21 protein-coding genes are annotated in these 25664 nt (G+C 35.4%); 16 read left to right on the top strand and 5 right to left on the bottom strand.

Translation table 11 applies throughout. The features are described from left to right. From GYM71_RS05740 to dnaJ, 7 genes are all read left to right on the top strand, one after another. The gene (locus GYM71_RS05740) at positions 1–363 is read left to right on the top strand and encodes a ribosome-binding factor A (RefSeq protein ID WP_103751748.1); all 363 of its coding nucleotides are present in this window, start codon (positions 1–3) and stop codon (positions 361–363) included. Positions 364–405: 42 nt separating this feature from the next. Next, the gene (gene truB / locus GYM71_RS05735) at positions 406–1299 is read left to right on the top strand and encodes a tRNA pseudouridine(55) synthase TruB (RefSeq protein ID WP_220219767.1); all 894 of its coding nucleotides are present in this window, start codon (positions 406–408) and stop codon (positions 1297–1299) included. 21 nt (positions 1300–1320) lie between these two features. After that, positions 1321–2253 (top strand): riboflavin biosynthesis protein RibF, encoded by a 933-nt coding sequence (gene ribF, locus GYM71_RS05730; RefSeq protein ID WP_220219766.1) that lies wholly within the window; start codon positions 1321–1323, stop codon positions 2251–2253. 139 nt (positions 2254–2392) lie between these two features. Continuing rightward, positions 2393–3442, top strand: a complete 1050-nt coding sequence (gene hrcA, locus GYM71_RS05725; RefSeq protein WP_103751745.1) for a heat-inducible transcriptional repressor HrcA — start codon at positions 2393–2395, stop codon at positions 3440–3442. Positions 3443–3454: 12 nt separating this feature from the next. Beyond that, positions 3455–4048, top strand: a complete 594-nt coding sequence (grpE, locus tag GYM71_RS05720) for a nucleotide exchange factor GrpE (protein WP_220219765.1) — start codon at positions 3455–3457, stop codon at positions 4046–4048. A gap of 18 nt (positions 4049–4066) precedes the next feature. Continuing rightward, the gene (dnaK, locus tag GYM71_RS05715) at positions 4067–5929 is read left to right on the top strand and encodes a molecular chaperone DnaK (RefSeq protein ID WP_220219764.1); all 1863 of its coding nucleotides are present in this window, start codon (positions 4067–4069) and stop codon (positions 5927–5929) included. Between the two features lie 78 nt (positions 5930–6007). Then, complete coding sequence (dnaJ, locus tag GYM71_RS05710; protein ID WP_103751742.1) at positions 6008–7150, top strand: molecular chaperone DnaJ; 1143 nt, start codon at positions 6008–6010, stop codon at positions 7148–7150. Positions 7151–7701: 551 nt separating this feature from the next. Here dnaJ and GYM71_RS05705 read toward each other — a convergent pair. From GYM71_RS05705 to GYM71_RS05695, 3 genes are all read right to left on the bottom strand, one after another. Then, a complete protein-coding gene (locus tag GYM71_RS05705) occupies positions 7702–7974 on the bottom strand; it encodes a hypothetical protein (RefSeq protein ID WP_220219763.1) in 273 nt (90 codons plus the stop codon). A 606-nt stretch (positions 7975–8580) separates the two neighbouring features. Then, the gene (locus GYM71_RS05700) at positions 8581–9777 is read right to left on the bottom strand and encodes a hypothetical protein (RefSeq protein WP_220219762.1); all 1197 of its coding nucleotides are present in this window, start codon (positions 9775–9777) and stop codon (positions 8581–8583) included. A 121-nt stretch (positions 9778–9898) separates the two neighbouring features. Continuing rightward, positions 9899–10615 carry an ATP-binding cassette domain-containing protein gene (locus tag GYM71_RS05695; RefSeq protein WP_220219761.1) on the bottom strand — a complete coding sequence of 239 codons (717 nt, stop codon included), beginning with the start codon at positions 10613–10615 and terminating at the stop codon, positions 9899–9901. Positions 10616–11387: 772 nt separating this feature from the next. Here GYM71_RS05695 and lepA point away from each other — a divergent pair. From lepA to GYM71_RS05675, 4 genes are all read left to right on the top strand, one after another. Then, positions 11388–13220, top strand: coding sequence for a translation elongation factor 4 (lepA, locus tag GYM71_RS05690; protein ID WP_220219760.1), 1833 nt, complete (start codon positions 11388–11390; stop codon positions 13218–13220). A gap of 68 nt (positions 13221–13288) precedes the next feature. Continuing rightward, the gene (recJ, locus tag GYM71_RS05685; RefSeq protein ID WP_220221186.1) at positions 13289–15565 is read left to right on the top strand and encodes a single-stranded-DNA-specific exonuclease RecJ; all 2277 of its coding nucleotides are present in this window, start codon (positions 13289–13291) and stop codon (positions 15563–15565) included. Between the two features lie 101 nt (positions 15566–15666). Further along, positions 15667–16194, top strand: coding sequence for an adenine phosphoribosyltransferase (locus GYM71_RS05680; RefSeq protein WP_220219759.1), 528 nt, complete (start codon positions 15667–15669; stop codon positions 16192–16194). Positions 16195–16576: 382 nt separating this feature from the next. Continuing rightward, positions 16577–17092 (top strand): GNAT family N-acetyltransferase, encoded by a 516-nt coding sequence (locus GYM71_RS05675; RefSeq protein WP_220219758.1) that lies wholly within the window; start codon positions 16577–16579, stop codon positions 17090–17092. Positions 17093–17375: 283 nt separating this feature from the next. Here the strand turns inward: GYM71_RS05675 and GYM71_RS05670 are convergent, their stop codons facing one another. Then, positions 17376–18353, bottom strand: a complete 978-nt coding sequence (locus GYM71_RS05670) for a helix-turn-helix domain-containing protein (protein ID WP_220219757.1) — start codon at positions 18351–18353, stop codon at positions 17376–17378. A gap of 304 nt (positions 18354–18657) precedes the next feature. Between GYM71_RS05670 and GYM71_RS05665 the strand changes: the two genes are divergently transcribed. From GYM71_RS05665 to GYM71_RS05650, 4 genes are all read left to right on the top strand, one after another. After that, positions 18658–19425 carry a sulfite exporter TauE/SafE family protein gene (locus GYM71_RS05665; RefSeq protein WP_336511375.1) on the top strand — a complete coding sequence of 256 codons (768 nt, stop codon included), beginning with the start codon at positions 18658–18660 and terminating at the stop codon, positions 19423–19425. Between the two features lie 200 nt (positions 19426–19625). After that, positions 19626–20885: an MFS transporter gene (locus GYM71_RS05660; RefSeq protein ID WP_220219756.1), complete on the top strand. Its 1260-nt coding sequence runs from the start codon at positions 19626–19628 to the stop codon at positions 20883–20885. A 239-nt stretch (positions 20886–21124) separates the two neighbouring features. After that, entirely contained in the window at positions 21125–21772 is a 648-nt protein-coding gene (locus GYM71_RS05655; protein WP_220219755.1) for a metal ABC transporter ATP-binding protein, read from the top strand. Continuing rightward, complete coding sequence (locus GYM71_RS05650) at positions 21772–22566, top strand: metal ABC transporter permease (RefSeq protein ID WP_220219754.1); 795 nt, start codon at positions 21772–21774, stop codon at positions 22564–22566. Before GYM71_RS05655 ends, GYM71_RS05650 begins: the two co-directional genes overlap by 1 nt. 100 nt (positions 22567–22666) lie before the next feature. On the opposite strand, the gene GYM71_RS05645 is transcribed toward GYM71_RS05650, so the two are convergent. Next, positions 22667–24940 (bottom strand): HAD-IC family P-type ATPase, encoded by a 2274-nt coding sequence (locus GYM71_RS05645; RefSeq protein WP_220219753.1) that lies wholly within the window; start codon positions 24938–24940, stop codon positions 22667–22669. A gap of 323 nt (positions 24941–25263) precedes the next feature. Here GYM71_RS05645 and GYM71_RS05640 point away from each other — a divergent pair, with 323 nt between their 5' ends. Continuing rightward, positions 25264–25599 carry a YxeA family protein gene (locus tag GYM71_RS05640; RefSeq protein WP_244986802.1) on the top strand — a complete coding sequence of 112 codons (336 nt, stop codon included), beginning with the start codon at positions 25264–25266 and terminating at the stop codon, positions 25597–25599. Positions 25600–25664 lie beyond the last annotated feature (65 nt).

Below are 25664 nucleotides of genomic sequence, written 5' to 3'. Positions count from 1 at the left end.
ATGAAACACAGAGTAGGTCGTGTTGAAGGAGAGATCCTCCGTGAATTAACCAAAATTCTGCGGAAAAATATTCGTGATCCACGCGTAAGCGATGTTACAATTACTGCAGTTGAATGTACTAATGATTTGTCGTATGCAACTGTTTACTACAGCATTCTTTCTGAAAATCCAAAAAAGGAAGAAGAAGCTGCTGCAGGACTTGAAAAAGCAAAGGGCATGATGCGTCATTTGCTTGGTCAAATTTTAACAGTTTATAAAGTGCCTGAATTAATTTTCAAGCGAGACAATTCAGTAAAATATGGTAGTAAAATTGATCGACTAATTGCTGAAGTTAAAAAGCAAGATGAAGATCGAAATAATTAACCAAAAAGCGCTGTTGGGCGCTTTTTTAGTGGGTAAGGTAAAATGATAAATGGAATTTTAGTGGTTGATAAAGACAAAGGCATGACCAGTGCTGACGTCGTCTACCATTTACGTAAAGCCCTTCATATTAGGAAAATCGGTCATGCTGGTACTTTGGATCCCGATGTAACTGGTGTTTTGCCAATAGCGATTGGTCAGGCTACCAAGTTAATTGAACTAATGCATACGCAAAATAAGAAATATGTGGGAACAGCTATTTTAGGCTATGCTACTGATAGCTATGATATAAGTGGCAAGGTTCTCAAGAGTCAGAAGTTGACTGATCCGATTGCAAAAGAAGAAATTGAACAGCAAATGAAAAAATTTGTTGGCCAAATTGAACAAGTACCACCAATTTATTCAGCTGTCCGGGTTAATGGTAAGCATCTATATGAATACGCTCGTGAGGGTATCGAAGTAGACCGGCCAAAAAGGCAAGTGCAAATTTTTGCCTATGATACTATGTCTGAACCGGTATTTGATTCAAAAACCGGTTTTCAAGAATTTGATTTTCAAATTGAATGCAGTAAAGGTACATATGTAAGATCCCTTGTTAATGACTTAGGCACCCGGCTCGGGGTTCCAGCCGTGATGAAAACATTACGCCGGACTGCAAGTTCTGGTTTTACCATTGATCAAGCGGTTAAACTTGATCAAATTATTGCTCATCCTGATGAAGTGACCAACTTTATTCAACCAATTGATGCCTTTTTTAAGGACTATGAAACTTGCGATTTAACTAGTGGTCAATGGCTGAAAGTAAAAAATGGCAATTCAATCCCTTTGAAAACGAATGCAAAAAAGGTTGCATTAAGGTACAATAATAGCGTTAAAGCAATCTATCAAAAGGATGATGCTGTTTATCGCCCTGATTTGATGCTGTTACAAAACGAATAGGTGAAATGAAGGTTATTTATCGTGCACATTATCCATTTAACTTACCCCATCGGCGAAAAGCTATTTCCAACTAATATTATCTTAGCGCTTGGTTTTTTTGATGGCGTCCATCTCGGACACCAGCAGTTAATTAAAATTGCCAAAAAAAAGGCAGACGACAAGCACTTGCCTTTGGTTGTAATGACCTTTGACCGTCATCCTAAAGAGGTTTACCAAAATTCACAAGTTACCTATATAGATAATTTAGGTGAAAAAGCCTATAAAATGCAAAAACTTGGTGTCGACTATTTATTGGTCATGCATTTTAATGAGCAATTTTGCCAGTTAACTGCACAAGAATTTGTTGATAACATTGTCGTCAAACTGGGTGCTGACACGGTAGTGGCTGGCTTTGATTATACTTATGGTCCTAAAGATATTGCTAATATGAAAAATTTTCCTAAATTTGCTAGAGGCAGATTTGAAATAATTGATGTTCCGAAACAATCTTATGATGGTCAAAAGATTGGCTCGACGGAAATTAAAAAGGCAATTACTGCTGGTCAGATGGACTTAGCACAAAAACTTTTGGGTGCGCCATATGTTATGTCTGGGACAGTAGGTCATGGTCTGCGTAATGGGCATAAATTGGGCTTTCCTACAGCTAATCTAGTATGGGATACTAACAAAGTGGTGCCAAAGGTTGGCGTGTATGCAACCCGAACTAAAATTAAGGGTCAATGGTATGACTCAATGACTAGTGTTGGCTATAATGTAACTATTAATGATAATAAGAAGATTTTTATTGAATCTAATTTATTTGGGTTTAATGAAGAAGCTTATGACGAGGACATGGTTATAAAGTGGTACAAGTATACACGTGGTGAGATTAAGTTTGCTAACTTGAACGAGCTAAAAATGCAGATGAAACAAGATGAAGCTGAAATAAAGGCTTATTTTGCCCAGAGAAACTAATAAATTCTTCCGGTTAATTAGAAAACTGCATTTTGTCATAAAAAAGTTTAGCACTCGACTTGACATTCTGCTAAAAACTAGTATCATAATAATTGTTAGCACCTGATAAGTATGAGTGCTAAAAGTGAGGGCGATTTTTATGTTGACCGAACGTCAAGAATTAATTTTAAAGACAATTATTAATGATTTTACGCAAACGCATGAACCGGTTGGATCTAAAACGGTCATGAATCAGTTGCCAATTAAAGTTTCTAGTGCAACTATTCGTAATGAAATGGCTGCTTTGGAAGACAAGGGATTACTTGAGAAAACACACCTTTCAAGTGGACGCGTACCGTCTACTGAAGGATATCGGTATTACTTAGATAATTTACTTGAACCTCTTCAAATCCCGTCGTCTGTTTACCAGAAAATTGTTAGTCAATTAGATCAGCCTTTTCACCAAGTCAACGAGATTGTACAGGAAGCTGCCAAAATTCTTTCTGACTTGACTAATTACACTGCTTTTGCAGAGGGACCCGAAAATAGTGATTTAACTATCACTGGCTTTCGAATCGTACCGTTATTTAATCGCCAAATTATGGCAATCTTGGTAACTAGTGATGGTAACGTCCATAGCCAAGTTTACAGCTTACCTTATAATGTTCACGGTGATGAAGTAGAAAAAGCTGTGCGGATGATTAACGATGAGCTCGTAGGAAAAGCTTTAAGTGAGATAACTCCTACCTTGCTTAATCAGACCTTGGGTAAAAAGCTAACGAGTAATCATGTAAGCGAACTAATTGATTTAGTTGAAGATGTTATTAACGATGCTGCTAGTGAGCAGATGTACGTTGATGGTCAAATCAACTTATTGAATAATAGTTCGTTTGATGATGTTTCTAGCTTGCGTTCACTATATGAATTGATTGATCACAATGATTTGATTTCTAATTTTGTTGATGACAAGACTAATTCAGATGGTGGCAAATATCCGGTACGTGTAAGTTTGGGTTCTGAATTGTCAAATGATTTGTTAAGAGATTATAGTCTGCTTACGGCAGAGTATAGCGTTGGCTCCCATGGCAAGGGCATAATTGCTTTACTTGGCCCGAATAATATGCCATATTCACAAGTTATTGGCCTTTTGGAATACTTTAGAAATGAATTGGCTAAGAAACTACTTGAATATTATGGTAGGTTTAAATAAAGGAGGTTAGCCGTGAGTAAGGAAAAATATGTTAGCGAAAAAGATTTGGCCAAAGATAAAAGTCAAACAGAAAAAGCTAAAAAAGATGAAAAAAGCAAAGTAAGTACTAAGGTTGACGAACACAAAGATCAAAAATCCGCAGAAAAAAAGCTTGCGGAAAATTTAGCCAAAGCTCAAGAAGAAAAGAAAGACTTGGAGGACAAATTCCTTCGTAGTCAAGCGGAAATGCAAAATATGCAAAATCGCTACAATAATGAGCGTGCACAATTAATCAAGTATGAATCACAATCTTTAGCAAAGGATGTTCTACCAGCAATGGATAACCTTGAACGTGCCTTGAATACTAAAGTAGATGATGAAGCTTCTAAACAACTTAAAAAGGGTGTCCAAATGACTTTGGATTCTTTGATTAAGGCGATGAAGGATCATGGTATCAGTGAAATTGAAGCTGAGGGAGCTAAATTTGATCCTAATTTACATCAAGCAGTACAAACTGTAGAAGCTGAAAATGATGAACAAAAAGATCACGTTGTTCAAGTTTTACAAAAAGGATATTCATATAAAGATCGTACACTAAGACCAGCAATGGTTGTTGTTGCACAATAATTGAAAGGAAGATTATTAATGTCAAAAGTTATCGGTATTGACCTCGGAACCACTAACTCAGCAGTAGCAGTTTTAGAGGGTAAAGAACCAAAGATTATTACTAACCCAGAAGGTAACCGTACCACTCCATCCGTTGTCGCATTTAAAGATGGTGAAATTCAAGTAGGTGAAGTTGCTAAGAGACAAGCAATCACTAACCCTAACACAATTTCATCAATTAAGCGTCATATGGGTGAGACTGATTACAAGGTAAAAATTGGCGACAAGTCTTATACTCCACAAGAAATTTCTGCCATGATTTTACAATACATCAAGAAGTTTTCTGAAGATTATTTAGGTGAAAAAGTTACGGAAGCAGTTATCACCGTACCTGCATACTTCAACGATGCACAACGTCAAGCTACTAAGGACGCTGGTAAGATTGCCGGTTTAGAAGTTAAACGGATCATCAATGAGCCTACTGCATCATCACTTGCTTACGGTCTTGATAAAGATGCCGAAGACGAGAAAGTATTAGTTTACGACCTTGGTGGTGGTACATTTGATGTTTCTGTATTGCAACTAGGTGACGGCGTCTTCCAAGTTCTTTCGACTAACGGTGATACTCACCTTGGTGGGGATGACTTTGATAATAAGATTATTGACTGGCTTATCAAGAACTTTAAAGATGAAAATGGCGTTGACCTTTCTAAAGACAAGATGGCTTTACAACGGTTAAAGGATGCTGCTGAAAAAGCTAAGAAAGATTTATCAGGTGTATCATCAACTCATATTTCTCTTCCGTTCATTTCTGCTGGTGAGTCTGGTCCTCTTCACCTTGAAGCTGACTTAACTCGTGCTAAGTTTGATGAATTGACTGCTGATTTAGTTGATCGTACCAAGATCCCATTTGATAATGCGTTGAAGGATGCCGATTTAACTGTTAGCGATATTGATAAAGTTATTTTAAACGGTGGTTCAACTCGTATACCTGCTGTTCAAGAAGCAGTTAAAAAGTGGGCTGGTAAGGAACCTGACCATTCAATCAACCCAGATGAAGCTGTAGCTTTAGGTGCTGCTATTCAAGGTGGGGTTATCTCTGGTGACGTTAAAGATGTCGTATTACTTGATGTTACACCACTTTCATTAGGGATTGAAACAATGGGTGGCGTCTTCACTAAATTAATTGAGAAGAACACCACAATTCCAACTTCAAAGAGTCAAATTTTCTCAACTGCAGCTGATAATCAGCCAGCAGTAGATGTCCATGTTTTACAAGGTGAACGTCCAATGGCAGCTGATGACAAGACTTTAGGTCGCTTTGAGTTAACTGACATTCCTGCTGCTCCTCGTGGTGTACCACAAATCCAAGTTACATTTGATATCGATAAGAATGGTATCGTTAATGTATCTGCTAAGGATATGGGTACTGGAAAAGAACAAAAGATTACTATTAAGAGTTCTTCCGGCTTATCTGATGAAGAAATTCAAAAGATGCAAAAAGAAGCTGAAGAACATGCTGAAGAGGATAAAAAGAAGAAGGAAGAAGTCGATCTTCGCAATGAGGTTGACCAATTAATCTTCTCAACTGAAAAGACCTTAGATGAAGTCAAAGACAAGGTATCAGATGATGATACTAAGAAGGTTAAAGATGCTCTTGAGGCTTTGAAGAAGGCACAAAAAGATAATAACTTGGATGAAATGAAGACCAAGAAGGATGAATTATCAAAAGTTGCTCAAGATTTAGCCGTAAAATTATACCAAGCTAACGGTGGAGCTCAAGGTGCCCAAGGTCAAGCTGGTCCGCAGGCAGGCCCACAAAACCCAGGTTCACAAGATGGCGGCTCTGATAATGGCTCTGCTGGCGATGGTGAATTTCATAAGGTAGACCCAGATAAATAAAGGGTTTATAATTGAATAAATTAGAAAAGAACTGCCGCATAAGTAGTTCTTTTCTTTTGTAAAGTAAGGAGCTTTTAGATGGCACAAGAAGATTACTATGATGTGCTAGGCGTTGATCGGAATGCCAGTGATAAAGAAATTAACTCTGCTTACCGTAAACTAGCTAAAAAGTATCATCCAGATATCAATCATGAACCTGGTGCAGAAGAAAAATATAAAAAAATTAACGAAGCATATGAAGTTTTACATGACCAGCAAAAGCGGGCACAATATGACCAATTTGGTTCTGCTGGCGTAAATGGTCAGGGCGGCTTTGGCGGTGGAGCCGGCCAAGGATATGGCGACTTCGGTGGCTTTGGCGATTTCGGCGATATTTTTAATGATTTCTTTGGTGGTGCTGGGGCTTCGTCACGTCATGTTGATCCGAAAGCACCAACTCGCGGAGAAGATCTTGATTATACGTTAACAATTGACTTTATGGATGCGATTAATGGTAAGAAAACACAAGTTTCTTATACTCGCAGTGAAACATGTCCAACTTGCAAGGGTAACGGTGCTGAAAAGGGTACTCAACCTATTACCTGTGACAAATGTGGTGGTACGGGAATAATGACCGTTAGCCAAAAGTCAATGATTGGTGTAATTCGGCGGCAAACTACCTGTGATAAATGTCATGGTCGGGGTGTCATCATTGAGCATCCATGTAAGACTTGTCATGGTAATGGCGTTGTAGACGGTAAAAATACCATTGAGGTTAATATTCCAGCCGGAATTGATAATGGTCAACAACTCCGTTATGAAGGTCAAGGTGAAGCAGGTAAAAATGGTGGACCTTATGGTGATTTGTACATAAGCTACCGAATTAAGCCATCTAAAGAATTTGAGCGTAGTGGGAACACAATTTATACTACCGTACCAATCTCATTTGCTCAGGCTACTCTTGGTGATGAAATTACGGTTAAGACGGTCCATGGTGATAAGAAGTTAAAGATACCAGCAGGAACACAACCAAATAAGAAATTCACTATCCGTGGTGAAGGTGTTCCTTACCTTCGCGGTAATGGCAATGGTGATCAGGTTACTACTATTCAAGTCCAGATTCCAAAAACAATCAACGAAAAGCAAAAGCAAGCTTTAGTGGACTTTGTTAAAGCTGGCGGCGGTTCAATCACTCCCCAAGAAAAAGGCTTTTTTGAAAGACTAAAAGAGAAATTGCAGTAATATATTTCTGACAAATCTTTTTATTAAGGCTTGTTAAACAATTAAGCGTCAGACCTATTAAGTAGTTTGACGCTTTTTTGTTTTGAACAAAAATAAGCTAACATAGAGAGTTGATATTTCAGAAGAAAAATATTCACTTTTTTAAAATGAATAAGCAAAAACAGACAAAAAGGCTTAACCATCTATATTCTATCGATGGTTAAGCCTTTGCCAATTAAATATTTTAATTTATTTTAGATTCTTTAATTCTCTACATAGCAATAATCTATAAAAAAATAATTATATTATAAATTATTTTTTATACCATTTACATATATCATTTAATTCATTTAATAATTTCTTTTTTTGAAAATTATTCATTTTTTTAACTTCCGCATTATGACCTGGCACAGTTGCTATATGAGCCCGAATAGATCCTTTATTTTTTATTATTATTATCAAAGGAACGGTTAGTCCTTTTCTTTTACTTATATAGTGAATAAAGAAAGTTTCTAATTTAATATTATCACTACTAGTGTAATTATTTCCTCGTGTATTTACTACATATGCCTTTAGTTTATTTTTTTTAGAGAAGAGTCTAATACTGGTAAAAGTTCTTGACACCAAGGACAGGTAGGAAATCCAAAATAGTAAATTCCACGTTTCTTGCTTTCTAACTTCTTCATAATTTTACTTGTATCCTCATGTATAAACTGTGAGGTACAATCATTATATTTTCCTGTTCCTCCGCCATTATTTTTAGTTATTGCATAGCCAATGTACAGTAATAACATTATTATAAAAATAGTTAAAATGCTATATATTATTTTTTTATTTTTATCCATAATTTAATAAGTGCATAAATAGCAACTTCTCCATCAGTTGTTATAGGTAATAAATTGAATATATTTAAAAGTCCCATTAATTTGATCAGATTAAACTGATCCGATTCAGGTAACAAAATTGCGATTACAACCACCACAATAGGGGGCACTAATAGATGTTAAAAACGTCTTAAAATATTTGTTTTCGTTTTTATACTTGACTGTTGGTGTTCCATATTTACTAACATAAAAATGAGGTGATAATTTCAAAATTTTTGCTACTACAAAATGAATTGATTCATGAAGAGATACAACGATAAAACTTGATAAAATAAAATTTATTGTAAAAAGAATCATCACTATCTGCTTTTTATTTTTCTAAAAGCAGAAAATATAAGCATGAAAACAACCATGAAAACAGCATATGTAATTAATACCTTCCATGTTAAAGAAAAAGTGGTATTCAACGAGTTTTCTCGCATGGAAGTAACGATTTTTAGACCTAAGAACGTGATCTTTTCTCCAGAGCTATTGATCCTGAATAGTTCTACAACATAGTCAACCATGAAAGCTACTAAATATGTACAACTTCCTAGGCTTATACCTTTAAAAAAATTCATAATTCTTTTACATCCCCTTTTTTAAAATCATAAATAAGATAAATATCAAAAAGCAAATTATTATATATAAAAGCTCAGCTTTTACCAAAGTTAGTGATAAGAGAACTATAACAATTAAAATTATTATCGACGATATGGTTTCGTTAACACTTCCATATGATTTAGGCAACAAAAATCCTAAGATTATTGAAGATAAATAAATAGAGAATCCAAAAGCAAAGACATCTAAATTTCTCAACTTTATTAATGAAATTACTAAAGCAGGAATTAATATCACAACGCCGGTAAATAATATAGACAACAACTCGTATTTTTCGGAGATATTATAAAGTTTGAAATGTTTTCTGAACTTTAGAGTTGCATCAGAGTAGCTAATTCCAGATACACCAATCAAAGGAAAAACAAACATCATGTTATTTAAAGTATCATTTGCAGAATTGTATATTGATGAGAATAAAAATATCACTATCGTAAATAAAAAAATATAGGCAAAATTTGGTGTTCTTATTATAGCTGGTAAACTAATTTCTATAATATTTTTGAAGTCAATTAATGGCAATTTCCAAAATTTGTTTTTTTTAGATATGATTTCTTGTGGCTGCAGTATTAGAGTAATTGTATTTAGCATAATCAGTATACAAAGTAAGATAAAAAAGGAGAATCTTATTAACTTGCCTACATTAAATTTGATCAGGCCAACTAAATAATCAACTTTAAATCTTGCTGTAAAAGCATAAACTGATACCAATGTTACAAACAGTATATCCATAAATGTAGCAACTAATTTAGTATTTGAACGCACATTAACTAAAATAAAATCATAAATTAAATCTAGAATAAGAAATAGACTTAAAAAAATTAGGTGAAAGTTAACTAAAAGAATAAAACAGTAAAATACATTATGAGTTATTAGCTTAATACTAGGAATCAAAACTATTAAAACAATCTCAAAGATAAAAAGTCCACTTATCATCTTAAAAATTTTTTGTGATAGCCAGATTTCTTTTTCTGAAAATGGTAAAGTTTTAGCTATATGCAAAGCATTACGAGTTAATTGAAAAGTTGCATTAACTAAGATATATATCAATACACTTAAGACTAAGCATAAATTGTAATAGCTACTTAACGTTTGCTTTGCCGCGATTAAATACCTTGATTTATTAAAAGTATTTGCTAAATTAGAAATAGTTGAAAGTTGCTGCATATTTAACCAAAAGTATAAATAGTAAACAGCGAAAAGGCCGATGCCCAGAAAAACTCTATTTAACTTTTTCCTAAAAAAAGGGCGGTCTAAAAAGCCATGTAGTGAATCGTTAAAAAAGAAACTAAGCAGTTCTAAAATACTTTTCCATTTGACATAACTTTGAATTTAAATTACCCTCTTTCTTTACTTTTTCAATTACAGCCTCAGAAGTTCCATACATTCTTTCTAATTTTTTGTTATTTAGTATTCTTATGTCTTCGCTGTAAAAGTCTATAACACTTGGTTCATGAGAAACAATAATTATTTTAGCTGATTGACTCATTTTATCCAATAAATTCTGTACGAAAATAGTTGTTTCAAAATCAAGTCCATTAAAAATTTCATCAGCTAAAATTAGGGTTGTCCCTGAACTTGCCATGATGGCAAGTTGAATTTTCTTTTTCATTCCAAAAGAATAAGTTTCTAGTGTTTTATTCAATGAGTCTTTAATTCCTAACCACTCTGAACATTTTTTAAAAAATGCTAAATTACTATTAGGATAGTGTTTCAGTATGAAATTAGAATATTCTTTACCCGTCATGTATTCAGGTAAAAAAAAGTCTGAAGGAACATAAAATGTCTGCTCTTTAAATTTTTTTTGATCAGAACTCAGTCCATTAAACTCAACAGTCCCACTGTTATATTTACTGATTCCTAATATTGTGTCTAATAAAGTTGTTTTTCCAACGCCATTGATTCCAACAATTAATGTGACACCAGTATCCCCAAAGGTTGCATCTAAATTCGCAAAGATTTGTTTCTTACCAAATGTTTTATTTAAATTCTCAATTTTTAACATTGTCCTAATATTCTTCCAGATTAAAACTTATAAAAAAAGCTGAAAGCCTAAAAGAACTTTCAGCTTTAAATTTATCGTTTACATCCTATTCCCATTTCCCAAAACTTTGGCCAATGTAATTTTACACTTCCAGTAAAGTTGTATCCTCTACTGGTGCAATGAAATGCGTAAGAGCCAATACCAATAAAAACAATTAAACCTACAACTACCCAGACCCATTTGTTTAAAATTATTTTTTTATACTTTTTTTCTAACATTAATAAGTATGATTCAGCTAGAGCATTCATATTCTCAAGCTCATTTCACAATATACTATAACTTACATTTACATAATTTAATCGATTAATTACCACAAATTAACTCTTGTGGACTAATAATAAATCGCTAGCAGATTGATATGCTTTATAGTACATAAATATTTTAGAAAAGTAAAGCGTTTTTTTAAAAAAATCTTATTTTTCTAAAACTTTTAAAAATATGTTAACTTGTCAACATCGAAAAATGCTGTGAGAGCCCTAAAAGAGACAGAAATGTCTATGTTAATATGTTAATGGCATTTCTACTCTACAAGGCAATTAGTCATTTTGTAAGTTAGATACACATAATAAAGTTTTGATATCATAAAGTAGTTATTTTGACTTATTTATAAATTTTAAGCCTGTTTTTCATTTTTTTACTAGAAGGTACAAATAATAGTTTTGCTCAATTCGTTTTATCCCTAACGGTGAATTTGCTATAATAATAAAGATAGAAAAAAGGGTGCAAATAACATATGGATATTAAAAAACTACAAGATTATCAAAAACATATTCGTAACTTTTCAATTGTAGCGCATATTGACCATGGTAAATCCACAATTGCCGATCGGATTTTAGAATTGACGGATACTGTTTCAGAACGCCAATTAAAAAACCAAATGCTTGATGATATGCCACTTGAGCGTCAACGGGGAATTACCATTAAAATGAACTCTGTTGAAATAAAATATCATGCTCAGGATGGAGAAGATTACATTTTTCATTTAATCGATACACCAGGACACGTGGACTTTTCGTATGAAGTTTCTCGTTCGCTTGCAGCTTGCGAAGGAGCCTTGTTGGTTGTTGATGCGTCCCAAGGTGTTCAGGCTCAAACTTTGGCTAACACCTATTTGGCCATTGACGATGACCTTGAAATTCTACCAGTCATTAATAAAATTGATTTACCTTCAGCCAATCCTGACCAGGCAAAAGAAGAAATCACTGAGATGCTTGGAATTGATGCAAGCAACGCGGCCGAAGTATCTGGAAAAACTGGCCAAGGTATTGCCAATTTACTTGAACAAATAGTTCAGGATATTCCGGCACCAGATGGTTCTCTGACTAATCCGCTTAAAGCGCTTATTTTCGATTCAAAATATGATGATTATCGTGGTGTAGTATTATCTGTGCGGATTAAAGAGGGAACGGTCAAGCCCGGTGATCACATCAAAATTATGAACACAGGTAAAGAATACGAGGTTACTGAAGTCGGTGTTTCGAGTCCTCACCCCGTGAAGAAGGATATTTTAATTGCGGGAGATGTCGGTTATCTAACTGCTAATATTAAATCTGTCCGTGAGACTCGAGTAGGTGATACAATCACCTCTGCTGAAAAGCCAACGGCTGAACCATTACCTGGTTATCGCCAAATTCCGCCAATGGTATATTCCGGAATGTACCCAGTTGATAATTCTAAATATGATGATTTAAAAGAAGCATTACAAAAGCTGCAGTTAAATGATGCTGCGTTGGAATTTGAACCTGAAACTTCTACGGCATTGGGATTCGGTTTCCGTTGTGGTTTCTTAGGTCTTTTACATATGGACGTTGTCCAGGAGCGACTAGAGCAAGAATTTAACCTTGATTTAATTATGACTGCTCCTTCGGTTGATTATCATGCAATTATGAATGATGGCTCGACTAAGGTAATCGATAATCCATCTGATCTTCCTTCAGCCGGTGAATATAAAGAAGTTCAAGAGCCTTATGTTAAAGCCGAAGTCATGGTTCCAAATGACTTTGTTGGTCCGGTAATGGAACTGTGTCAGCGTAAGCGCGGCGACTTTGTAACCATGGATTATCTAGATAAATACCGCGTTAATGTGATTTATAATATGCCACTTGCAGAAATTATTTATGACTTTTTTGATGATTTGAAGTCGTCAACTAAAGGATATGCTTCACTTGATTATGAAATAACTGGGTACCGCGCAACTGATTTAGTTAAAATTGATATTTTGCTGAATAAACAAGTGATTGATGCATTGAGCTTTATTGCACATCGCGATGAAGCACAAAATCGTGCTAGACAAATGACTTCCTTATTGAAGAAGTTAATTCCGCGGCAAAACTTTGAAGTTGATATTCAAGGAGCGATTGGTGCAAAAATCATTTCTCGAGCTACAGTCAAGCCATACCGGAAGGATGTTACCTGGAAAATCCATACTGGTGACCCAGACCGCCGGGCTAAATTACTTGAAAAGCAAAAACGTGGTAAAAAACGGATGAAAGCAGTTGGTCGTGTTGAAGTACCACAAGATGCTTTCATGGCAGTTCTCCGTATGAACGATGATGATTTGAAATAACTTTTGTCAGGCGGTTAATTAAACTGCCTGATTTTCTTCTGATTGGAAAAAGGCTAATTATTTAAATGATAGATTGGAAACAGCGCTCTGGTAAAGAGTTAGCTCCCGAATTAATTGAAAAATATCAACTTAGTGAGATTGAGGCAAAATTACTTGCTCAGCGTAATCTTAATACTGATGAGCAGTTGGACTTTTGGTTTAATGCGACTGAAGAGGATTTAGCAGAGCCAACTTTAATGCATGACATGACTAAGGCTGTCGAAAGAATTAATCTGGCGATTGATAATGGTGAAAAAATAACTATTTATGGTGACTACGATGCAGATGGAATAACTGCAACTAGTATTATGATGGAAACTTTGACGATTCTAGGGGCAGATGTTCATTTTTATATTCCTGACCGTTTTCGGGATGGTTATGGCCCAAATATGGCAGCCTACCAGAAAATTGTTGCTGATGGAACCAAACTGATTATTACGGTTGACAATGGTATAACTGGTGTAAATGAAGTGGCTTATGCCAAAGAACATGGGGTTGATACAATTATTACTGATCACCATAAAATTCAGGAAGAAGTGCCGGATAGCTATGCCATCGTTCACTGTAATTATCCTGGACAGTCTTATCCTTTTGATGATTATTGCGGTGCAGGTGTTGCATACACTATTTGCCGTGAGTTAATGCAGGATCCAATGACTGAACTGTTAGATCTGGCGATGATTGGAACAATTGGTGATATGGTTAAGGTTTCCGGTGAAGGCCATATCATTGTTAAGCAGGGATTAAGGGTAATTAATCAGACCGAAAGACCAGGTTTGCGTTGTTTAATCAAAAATGCTGGACTTAGTTTTGGCCAAATTAATGAAACCGATATTGGCTTTAATATTGCACCACGTTTAAATGCCGTTGGACGGCTTGACAATGCCGAGTTAGCAGTTGATTTACTTTTGAGTGAAAGTGAAGAAGAAGCCCAAGAAATTGCCGATCGAGTTGAGAAATTAAATGATCAACGAAAGGAATTAACTGAACAAGTATTTAAGAGCTGTTTAGAGCAAATTAAAACTAACAGTTGGCAAACTAAAAAAACACTAGTTATTTATGATCCCAACTTTCATGAGGGTGTTCTTGGGTTAGTTGCCAACAAAATTGTGGAGCATGTTCGCAAGCCAACAATTGTCTTAACCAAGAATGATGCTGGCATTGTCAAAGGCTCGGGTAGATCGATTGCGGGTTTTAATCTCTTTGAAGCACTTGACCCCATGAAAAAAGAACTATTTCTAAAATTTGGTGGACATGATTTTGCTTGCGGTCTTTCGATGGAAGAAAGTAAAGTCGATGATTTACGACAGTCTTTTGAAAAAAGCTATCAAACACCTGCAAGCTCAATGACTGAATATTATGATTTTGAATTGCCATTTAGCGGACTGAGTACAAAGACGATGGCTGAAATCAAAAGGGTTGGACCATTCGGGACAGATAATGAAGAACCAATATTTAGTATTAGCCACCCAGAAATATGCAGTTGTTTCTTCATGGGCAAAGACAAGAATCATATTAAACTAACAGTTGCAAAAGATAACACTAAGCTTGAAGTCGTTGGTTTTAATAAGAAGTACCTTACGAGAACCCTCTTGCCATATATCGATCAGCTCTTCATTCAATTAGGAGAAAATTGCTACCGCAAACAAGTTAAGCTGCAAGGAATAATGAAAGGAATAGTTTTTGCAGCTCCGCAATTAAGTGTGGCTCAAGATGTAGTTGACCTCCGGCAAGAAAAGTATGTTATGGGATTTGCGGATAAATATTTATTGTTTGATGAAAAAAATAAAGCAGTAGCAGCCAATCGTTATGATCTGGATCCGTCTAAGATTACTTTGGTCAATGAATATGATGATGAGGGTGAAGTAGCTGTATTTTTAGATGCGCCCCATAATCAAAATGAATTTGATTTGGCACTGAATAATCATTTTGGCCAGCTATATTTGCGTTTTTTACTAGATCAATTGCCAGTTGAAAATATTCCGGCTAAAAGTGCATTTGAACAAGTACTGAAGTATGTGTACCAACACCCGGGCTTGGCTGCAGAGGACTACCGGCAAGTAGCCCCATATCTAGGCTTGGATTATAACAGTATTTTATTTATTCTCCGCGTTTTCTTTGAACTAAAGTTTATCAAAATGGATCAAGATAAAATTTACGGCATCAAGAATCCACTCAAGCAGCCGCTTACGGCTTCAAAATATTTTAGTGCAACCAGTTCACAAATTAATTTTGTACAACAGCTTAGAAAAATGGCGAGTTCCAAGCTCTTAATGTACGTGAATGAGCAATTAAAACTACATTAACTTTTAGGGCTTTTAATGCTTTTAATTAGAAAGTCTGCTAGAATAGGAAGGTCAAAAGAAGCTTTAGAAAAGCAAATGAAGTTTTGGAGGTTTTTCTTCTTATGGCAAACATTTTTGAAAAACACATTGCAAGTGTTAAGGACTTTCCTAATGAAGGGATAGTATTTAGGGATATAACTCCTATCTTGCAAGATGGAAAGTTGTTTCAAGAAGCCACACATGAATTAGCAAATTATGCTAAGAAAAGAAGGGCGGACGTAATTGTTGGTCCTGAAGCTCGCGGTTTTATTGTTGGTTGTCCGGTGGCAACTGAATTAGGAATTGGTTTTATTCCCGCTAGAAAGCCTCATAAGCTCCCTCGAGAAGTTGAACGTGCTTCTTATGATTTAGAATATGGCTCAAATAGTCTCGAAATGCATAAGGATGCAATTAAACCAGGTCAACGTGTAGTTATCTGTGATGACCTACTTGCAACTGCAGGGACGCTTCGTGCATGCAAGCAGTTGATTGAAAATCTAGGTGGTGAACTTGTGGGGGCTGCCTTTTACGTTGAATTACCAGATTTAAAGGGAAGAGAGAAACTGCCAGATTTAGATGTTTTCTCACTTGTCCAATATCAAGGTGCTTAACCCCATTATTAAAACCAATGCTTTTAGCATTGGTTTTTATTTTAAATTGCTTATCTTTTATATGCTAATATGAGAATAGAGCCATTTAATTGCTAGATTCAGTAATTAAATGGCTTTTTAGTTTTTGAATGAGAAGGCAAATTCTTCCGCTAATAAAATCGGGTACTAGGCTTATAGGTTTTTAGTGTAAAATTCAAACATATTTTTAATTTTTGGCATCATTGATATGTTGATATAACAGGCATTGTGACATAAATAAAGTGGATAAATTAAAAACTTTTTAGCTTTGCAAAATTTCTCCTAAATAGGAGTCAAAATTTTTTACAACTGCAACTTCAATATATATAATGGTGCGGTATTTCAAAAAAGGAGAATAAGAATTTTGCAATTAAGAAAAGCAACAATGGCCGACTTCGACCAAATCATAACTATTTTGAAAGACGGTGCTAATCAGTTAGCAGAACATGGTGTAGATCAATGGCAGGGTGATTATCCTTCGCATGATCAGATTAAGGAAGATATCAAGAATGGCTGGGCATATTTAGCTGTCTCAGATGATCATGAGACAGTCGGTGCAATTGCCATTGTGGATGGGCCTGACCATGTATATGATAATTTAAACGGTAAGTGGCTTTGCGATACAGATAATTATGTTGTTATTCACCGTGTTGCAATTAAATCTGAGCATGCTGGTAAGGGTTATGCGACTCAACTATTAAATTCCGTGATTAACAAGATTAGGCAAAGTGATAAGGTTGATTCGATTCGAATCGATACGCACGAAGATAATAAGGCTATGCAACATTTGATTAATAAAATGGGCTTTACTCAAGTTGGTAAGCTGCATGGCGCATACCGTCCAGACGAAACTTCCTATGTTTATGAGCTGAAGAAATAACTGTTTTTAAAAGGAAAAGATCTCTATTTTGATCTTTTATTGTTTACAGCATTTATTTAGTGTTATAAAAATTATTTTTTACTCAAACTTGAGGCTAACTAACCTGAAAGGGGGTGGTGCTATAGTCACCCAGTAAAGACTTTTTGTTTTAAAAATTGACATTCTTGTCAATACCTCACTATTTTTTATTTATACTTTTTCACAAAAACACCTTAAAAGATATATAACATTGATATTCTTTAAGTAAAACCTGACCCAGAAAATAATTCTGGATCAGGCTTTTTTATTTGAACTCGGCTCTTACATCATTTGGTAATTCGTGAAATTTCTTTTTAAATTTATTATAAAAGAATGTTTTATTACTGATTCCTACTTGCTCGGTTATTTCCGAAATAGGCATTTTAGTTGATATTAGCATATTATAAGCATCAAGCAATCGCTGGTCTGTTAATGCTTCGGAAAAAGACAGGCCAGTAGATTTTTTAAATAGGCTCCCTAAATATGCGCGGTTATAACTGGATTCTTCAGCCAGTTTATTTAAATTGCAATCTTTCGGATTTTTAGTAATTTCCTTAAGCATGTATAAAACTAAGTTGGGAATTTGCTTTTGAATGGTGTCATCAGAATACAGATTGGTATTTCTGGATAAAAGAATGAGGAAAGACCGTAAGTAACTGTCAATCAACATTTTCGAGAACTTTTGTGGATGAAAGTATTCCTCAATAATTGCATCAGCTATCACCTGAACTGGTCCTTTTGTATGATAACTTTGATATATCAAATACTTGTTTAAATGGTCATCCGCTGGTAAAAATTTATAAAGAATACTGTTATATTGCCCTAATTTCTGAATGCTTGATAAGGAAAACTCAATGTTATTTCTAAAAATAATATTGATCATAATATCATTTGCACTGAGAGCTTCAATTGAGTGGGTTGTTCCCACATCTAAAATTAAGATATTGCCTTGATTTAATTGAATGTCTCTTTTTCCGATATGCTCGATAGCATGTCCAGCCAACATGTAGTTCATTTCAAGAAATGTGTGCGTGTGCGTTGGATATGCCGCAAACCGATTATGCTTGGAAATATAAATATTTTGATTTTTAAAAAAGTCTTCAGTAAAGACAGGTATTTTATAGACTGACTTCTTTTTCAAAATTGATTTCGTATCAAAATCAGAATGAAATTGCTGGTCTTGCAGCTGCTTTTTTTCAATATCACTTAACTTGTAAAACTCTGCTAGAATTGTAGAATCCATGAATACGCCCCCACAATAAGCTACTAGCAATATCAAATTTTTGCTATTCTAATTATATTTTATGATTAAATTTAAGCTCGACGGAAAATCTATCATTTTTAACCTTTTGTATACCTATCAATATGTTACATCAAGTCACAAATTTTGTCATTGTGACCCCTTACATTAGAGTGTATAAATATCAATATCAGGGTTAGGTATGCTAGCTGTCAAAATTCTTACATGTTGGTGTATGGCCATGATGGCAAATCTTGAGTTTTATTTAAAGCCATGTTGATAATTAGATATTGGATAGGTGATATTAGTGTTTTTAATTAGTGAAGCAGCGTTTTTAATTTTTGCAGGAATTTTAGCGGGCATTGTCTCGGCCGTGGCTAGCATGGCGTCTTTAGTATCTTATCCTGCTTTGTTAATTGCCGGCTGTTCACCAGTTGCTGCCAATATTACAAATACAGCGGCACTGATTTTTACCGGTCCTGGAGTATTGCTTGCTTCAGCTAAAAAGATGAAGGGACATTGGCTAGAATTTGGCAAATATTGTTTGTTTCTCTTGTCTGGTGCTGTTATTGGTGGCCTGCTATTAATCGCATTTCCCGGTAAAGTCTTTGAAAAAGTTGTTCCTTTTTTAGTTTTATTCTCTTCACTTGGTTTAATGCTTTCAGGTGGTAAAAAAGCTAAAAAGAATAAACATAAGAGAAAAAGCAGGAAGGGAATAGTTGCTGCATATGTGGGTTTGTTTTTAGGTGGAATCTATTCAGGCTATTTTGGTGCAGCAGCGGGCGTTTTACATTTAATATGTATTAATTACTTATCTGACGATGAATTTTTTACCATAAATGCTATGAAAGACATTGTTGGCGCTATAGCCAATTTAGTTGCTCTGCTTATTTTTATTTTTGGGGCTAGCGTTAATTGGAAAATGGCAATCTTGCTGGCAATAGGGTTTTTTATTGGCGGCTATCTTGGACAATATAGTATTAGATTTTTATCGCTAAGATTGGTTGCTTGGATTACCTTCGGTTTTTCAATTATTCTAGCTAGTTGGCTATTTTATAGCGCTTATATAGTCTAAAAATGGGTTATTGGTGGCAGGTGCGAACCTTGTTAAATACTATTACTCATATTTTACCAAATTTACGACCTATCAATATGTTACTAAATCTCCACTTCTATGTTATTGTAAGCGATTACAATAGCGAGTATAAATATAGATGTAAGATATGAGTTAAGGATCCTTCTCAATAGCATAATTAGAAATAAGAGGCGTAAATTATGACAAGTAAAAGTAATAGCTCGACTTGGGCAGTGTCTCTGACTAACTTCCTTGATTCAGGAAGTATTGTTGCCGGAGCTAGCGGGCTAACACTTTGGACAAAATATTTGAAATTGAACAGTCTACAAGTAGGCTGGCTTGGGGCACTTAGCGCCAATGCCTTTGGTGCAGCAATTGGAGCATTAATTGGCGGGCACCTATCAGATAAATATGGTAGAAAAATTATTTATACATATGATATGCTCGTTTACATGCTGGGGACGATTATTATTGCGTGTTCGGTCAATTTTCCAATGTTATTGACTGGTTTTTTAATTAATGGGATAGCTGTAGGTGCTGGTGTGCCAGCATCCTGGACGTATATCTCAGAAACTTCTGCTGATAATAATCGAGCAAAAAATATTGGTATCTCCCAGTTTGTTTGGTCGCTAGGACCAGTAGTTATTTTTGTTTGTGGTACATTACTTTCACCATTAGGTGTTAATGGTAACCGCATTTTGTTCTTGCTTTTAACAGTCATTGCTTTTATTGCCTGGCTTCTTCAAAAAAGACTGGACGAATCAGAACAATGGCTGGAGCAAAAGAAGCATGAACAAGAAAGTGGTGAAAAACCCCATCCATACAAGGACCTATTTTCAAATAGCGTGAGTGTAAAATCAATTCTATTTTTAATTGGAGTTTACTTGTTCTGGAATTTAGTTTCTGGAGCAATGGGCTTCTTTATGCCGTATGTTTATGAAACAGTCGGTAATTTAAGCAATATGCAGGCAAACATTTTACAAGCATTATTATGGGCATTTACTGCTTTATCCGGTTACTTTGGTTTTGCACTTAACGGTGATAAATGGAATCATCGGGTATTCTTCTTTACTGGTGCGGCAATGGCCTTAATTTCCTGGATTATTTTAACTTATATCGGTATGGGCTGGCCGGCACTGATAACCTTTGTTGTTCTCTGGGGTATTTCTGCGGGAATAGGTGCTCAAGCCTGGTACGCTTTGTGGGCTACGGAATTGTTTCCGACTAAATATCGTGCAGGTGCTCAAGGCTTTATGTTCTTTGCTGTTCGTGGCAGTGCTGGCATCTGGTCAATCATTTTTCCGGCTATTCTTACCGGGATGGGATTTAAAGCAGCAGGTAGCTTAATGATTGTATTCCTAATCATTTCTTTAGCGATTGGAACTATTTGGACACCTGCTACTCGCGGAAAATCTTTGGATGAAATTACGAAAGAACGCTACGGTAGTGACGAAAGATAAGAAAAATTTCCTAAGCTAATCAATCAAATAAGAAATTAAGCATGGAGAATCTCACTGATTAGCTTTTTATAAACTTGATCTTGCTAGTTAACAATTCAACGAATAATTTTATAAATACTAAATCGCAAAAAAATTGTTAAAAGTCAAACTAGGTAAAGGTTACATCTAAAAACTCAGAGATAGGACTAGGCAGACAGTTTGCTTAGTCCTATTTTTATTAGAAATGGAGGCTCATTCAAATGGCGCTTAAAGTAAGTAACCTAACATTAAAGTTCAACCACAAAACTATTTTTAAAAATATCAGTTTCTCTCTTAAAGATGGTTCAACTACTGCTTTAATTGGACCAAATGGGACAGGGAAAACGACGCTAATCAAAATCTTAATGGGAATGCTTCCCCCGACAAGTGGTAAATTTCAGTTTTCGTCGAATGTCAAACTAGGCTATACGCCACAGTTTAGGAATATTGATAAAGAATACCCACTTTCAATTCGCTCTTTTATTGCCTTAAATACCCCCTTTTTTAAAACAGCCAGGGTTAAAAATGCGCTTAACTGGCAAATAGAGCAAATGCATTTACAGGATATTCAGTCAGTTCGAATGGGGGAGGCTTCAGGCGGTCAGAAACAACGAGCATATCTGGCACAAACATTACTAGACCAACCAAATATGATTATTCTAGATGAAGCTACGGCCAGCCTTGATCCGGTCGCCAAAAATGAACTAATGGACTTAATTAAGCACTTAAATGAAAAATATCAAATGACAGTTTTATTCGTATCACATGATATTCCCTTAACTAAAAAGTATATGAATAATTATCTCTACCTCAATGACGGTAAGATTACTCAGGGAAAAATGAAGGATTTTAAGGAGACTTTTGAATAATGTTTCAATATGATTTTATGCGCTACGCCTTCTTAGCAAGTACCTTCATTGCGATTACTTGTGGCGTTGTTGGGGTCTATGTAATTGCACGCAGTTATGCTTTTCTCGCTCATACATTGTCAGAAATTGGCTTTGCTGGTGCGGCTTTCGCTATTTATTTGGGGATTGCGCCATTATGGGGGATGCTGTTATTTACAGTTTTGGGCTCGCTAAGTGTTGGTGAGTTATCAGTGCACAGTGAACAAAAGGAATCTTCAATTAGTGCTGTTTCGGCGCTTTTTGTCGGGCTAGGGGTCCTATTTTTAGCTATTTCTGGTTCTAATAGCAGTTATGCTACAAATATCTTATTTGGAAATATTATTGGTGTTGATAGGCAAGGCGTAACAGAATTAGTTCTTCTATCGCTGATTGTTTTACTACTGATCTTATTATTCCAAAAAAATCTAAATTTTGATTCATTTGATCACATTGGTGCACTTGCTCATAATGTTCATACGAGCTTGGTCAGTCTCGTTTTCTTGTTTGCACTGGCTATCTCGGTAGCCATCGGTTCACAAATAGTCGGTTCTTTATTGGTTTTTATCTTGCTTACGTTACCACCTGCAACTGCCTGCTATTTAGGAAAAACAATTCCAGCAATGATTATCATTTCCGTTTGCGTCGCTTTAGTTGGTGTATGGTTGGGGCTCATCTTGGGCTTTATTACTAATTGGCCCGTAACCTTTTTTATTGCAACAATTGAGGTTATGCTTTATCTCTTGACTTATTTAATACATCTTGCTAAAAGAATCTAAGTATTTTTTTAAATAAGAGATATTGATTCAATGATAATTAATTAAACCAAAAAACTGGATCCCTAGATGAAGGGATCCAGCTTTAGCAGTATTGTAAAAGTTATCTATTTTTCATAATCGGTTGGTAGAACAAATCAATTACGATTGCGGCAAGTAGTGCCACGATAAAGACTAACAGTAAATTCATCCAACTAATCTTAGTCATTGCAATTCCGAATATTGCCAAGATGATCGTTAAGATAATATCTCCTAATTGAGTTAGTCCTACCGCTTTTGAAGGGTAGTCTTGCCAGAAATAACGTTTTGTTCTGGTAATCATAATAATAAACATTGCACTTAAAACAAGGTAGACATAGACCATCGTTGAAATTGTTCCGTGGCTCCAACCATGAGTATTAAGGTAAGCAATAGCGATAATACCAACTATCGTCCAGCCAGAAGCTAGCGAAAAGGCTATTTTAGCTAATTTGGCCATGTTCCAATTTTCAGGCTGATAAGTAATATGCGTTCTGTCGGTTCCAATCATCATCGTCACCATATTATTCATGATGGTGTAAATGACCATTGCGTTTAGTGCCATTGGGATATAGTCAAAGAAAAGATAGCCAAAGGTTAATAGCATTGTTAATTGAGCGGTTCTGGCTAATTTAGTTAATGACCAGGTAGTCATTCGTTGATAAACCCGGTGACCAGCATCTAAAATTTTGACAATTGAAGTGAGACCATCGTTAAGTAAAACCATCTTACCAGAACGTTTAGCAACATCGGCTGCATTTGATACAGCGATACCAACTTCTGCTTGACGCAGAGCAGGGGAGTCATTGACACCATCACCAGTCATACCGACAATATAGCCTTTTTGTTGGAAAAATTTCACCATTTTTAACTTATCTTCTGGTAAAACATCCGCAATACCGGCTAATTTGCTAGTATCAGTTTGATCATTAAAGTCGTGAATCGAAATGACTTCTCCTTTAAGGTCGACCTCGCGAGCTACAGCTTCGGCTGTTTTTTGGTTATCACCAGTTAACATAATTGGTAAAACGCCGCGCTTTTTCAATTCTGCCAATGCTTGTTTGGAATCAGACCGTACTTGATCTTGAAGAATAAAAACGCCAGCTAATTTGTCATCAATTAAAAGGGCTACCGAACGACCGGCGCCAAAGTCAATTTCCTTAATCTTGTCATTGGCAGCTTTGTCGATTAGGGACAGCTGCTTAAAAGAACCAAGTTTAACGTTATGGCTATCAATTTCGGCCATTGAATAACCTGTGCCAGATGTAAAGGGAGTAAAATTGTCGCTTGTCCTAATAGTTAAACCTAATTTAGAGACATAATCATCGATTGCATTGTCAATAATTTTTTTATTTCTTTGATCTGTAGCTGCAGAAGCAAGCTCTAAAACGGTTTTATCGTCTAGATTACTAAAATTGGTCCAGTTAGAAACAGCCGTTTTGTTTTCGGTTATTGTTCCCGTTTTATCAAGTAATAATAAGTTCAAATTGGCTGCGTCTTGAATTCCCGTTAAATCAGAAGTTAATACGCCTTCTTTACTCAACCGAGTTGCTTCAAACGAGTTTGAGAGGGCAAAAGTGGATGGCATTGCCACAGGAATTGATGCAATAAACATCATAGCCAAGAATGGCAACATGTTAATTAAGTTATTCAAATCGCCACCCTTGAAGAAGGAGGCAATGACAATAACTAGTGTTAAGATACCATCTAATATACAAAGATAATAGATAATTTTAGTAAGTAATTGTTGTAAGTGACCGGGGGCAGCAGAATTATTGATCAGGTTAATTGTTTTACCAGAACGGGAATTGGCACCGGTGGCAGTTACGATAGCTAAACCGTTACCCTCAATCACTGTTGTACCGGCAAAGCCAGTGTCGTCTTGCTCTTTTCTAACAGTTTTAGCTTCACCAGTAATTGAACTCTCGTCAAATGAAACTTGGCCACTAATAATTTTAACGTCAGCTGCTAAAACATCACCAGCCTGAATGCTGATTAAATCACCAGTTACTAAATACTTTGAATCAATATTTTGCCATTTACCATCACGCTCAACTGAAACTTTAGGTGTCAGTTTATGTGAAATATTGTTTAAAACGCGGCGGGATTGCTTTTTCTTAGAAGCACCATTCCATGCTGCAAACAAAAGCATTAACAAAACAAATAATGATTGAATCCATTTACCTAGAATACATTCTAGAATTAAGGCAGCTTCCAAAATCCAGGCTGACAAGTTCCATAGCTTAGATAAAAATTCTTTGAAAAAGTTAAATTGTGGTTCAGGAACTTCATTTAACCCATTTTGTTTGAGGAGCTTATCTGCTTGGGCTTGAGTCAAGCCACTATTTTTTTCAGACATAATTTTCCTTCCTTACCTTTATTAATTCATAGTCTAAATTAGCATAATTACACAGTTATTTCTAGCTAATAAGCTGAGGTAACGTTTCCAATTATTCTAAATAAATTTCGACTTTTTAAAGTTATTTTAAGATAAGGCGATTTGTATTTTAAAAGTAACCGCATACTATTAATCTATATCTAAAGTTATCTTTGTACTGGCTTTTAAAACTGATGAAAAGTTTTTTCCTATTTATTAGTTTTTAAACGGTTAAGTGAATAAATACCATTGAGAAGGCAATAGTTTAGACCAGTTTTAATAGTTAACGAATGAGGAGAATAAATATGACAAGTAAAAAATTGAAGATTATCATTGTCACAGCAATTGTCCTTTTGCTGTGTGTGCCGTTTGTTTTTCATAATTCAATTTCCGATAGGTTCAATCCATTGATTACGGAAACAATCAGCTATGCGGAGGTTCCGCAAAATACGCAAAAATATTATTCTGTCCAATCTTTCAATCCAAAAAATGGGAAATTACTACCTTATAAAATTAAGTACGTTGGCGGATATTCACCTAACGAAAAATACATTGCTATTGATCATAAGGGCCAATACGTGCGCTCAATTGAGTATATTAGTAAAAAAGAATTTTTGGCAGCCAAGAAAAGAGCTGAATAACAAAAAAAGTCCTGCTGTTAAACTAGCGCCATCAAAAGCTGTCTGCTATGGAATTTAGCTTAATA

Source organism: Lactobacillus panisapium (genome assembly GCF_019469265.1).
GTDB classification, from domain to species: domain Bacteria; phylum Bacillota; class Bacilli; order Lactobacillales; family Lactobacillaceae; genus Lactobacillus; species Lactobacillus panisapium.
The sequence above is the reverse complement of the archived record's forward strand: the minus strand, read 5'-3'. Positions and strand labels throughout refer to the sequence as shown.

Coding starts and splice junctions, on each gene's coding strand:
- GYM71_RS05655 (WP_220219755.1), top strand. CDS start 21,125: ATGGCGCTTAAAGTAAGTAACCTAACATTAAAGTTCAACCACAAAACT.
- dnaJ (WP_103751742.1), top strand. CDS start 6,008: ATGGCACAAGAAGATTACTATGATGTGCTAGGCGTTGATCGGAATGCC.
- GYM71_RS05670 (WP_220219757.1), bottom strand. CDS start 18,353: ATGGATTCTACAATTCTAGCAGAGTTTTACAAGTTAAGTGATATTGAA.
- GYM71_RS05660 (WP_220219756.1), top strand. CDS start 19,626: ATGACAAGTAAAAGTAATAGCTCGACTTGGGCAGTGTCTCTGACTAAC.
- hrcA (WP_103751745.1), top strand. CDS start 2,393: ATGTTGACCGAACGTCAAGAATTAATTTTAAAGACAATTATTAATGAT.
- GYM71_RS05650 (WP_220219754.1), top strand. CDS start 21,772: ATGTTTCAATATGATTTTATGCGCTACGCCTTCTTAGCAAGTACCTTC.
- GYM71_RS05645 (WP_220219753.1), bottom strand. CDS start 24,940: ATGTCTGAAAAAAATAGTGGCTTGACTCAAGCCCAAGCAGATAAGCTC.
- GYM71_RS05695 (WP_220219761.1), bottom strand. CDS start 10,615: ATGTTAAAAATTGAGAATTTAAATAAAACATTTGGTAAGAAACAAATC.
- GYM71_RS05680 (WP_220219759.1), top strand. CDS start 15,667: ATGGCAAACATTTTTGAAAAACACATTGCAAGTGTTAAGGACTTTCCT.
- dnaK (WP_220219764.1), top strand. CDS start 4,067: ATGTCAAAAGTTATCGGTATTGACCTCGGAACCACTAACTCAGCAGTA.
- GYM71_RS05640 (WP_244986802.1), top strand. CDS start 25,264: ATGACAAGTAAAAAATTGAAGATTATCATTGTCACAGCAATTGTCCTT.
- GYM71_RS05740 (WP_103751748.1), top strand. CDS start 1: ATGAAACACAGAGTAGGTCGTGTTGAAGGAGAGATCCTCCGTGAATTA.
- truB (WP_220219767.1), top strand. CDS start 406: ATGATAAATGGAATTTTAGTGGTTGATAAAGACAAAGGCATGACCAGT.
- GYM71_RS05705 (WP_220219763.1), bottom strand. CDS start 7,974: ATGGATAAAAATAAAAAAATAATATATAGCATTTTAACTATTTTTATA.
- lepA (WP_220219760.1), top strand. CDS start 11,388: ATGGATATTAAAAAACTACAAGATTATCAAAAACATATTCGTAACTTT.
- GYM71_RS05700 (WP_220219762.1), bottom strand. CDS start 9,777: ATGCAGCAACTTTCAACTATTTCTAATTTAGCAAATACTTTTAATAAA.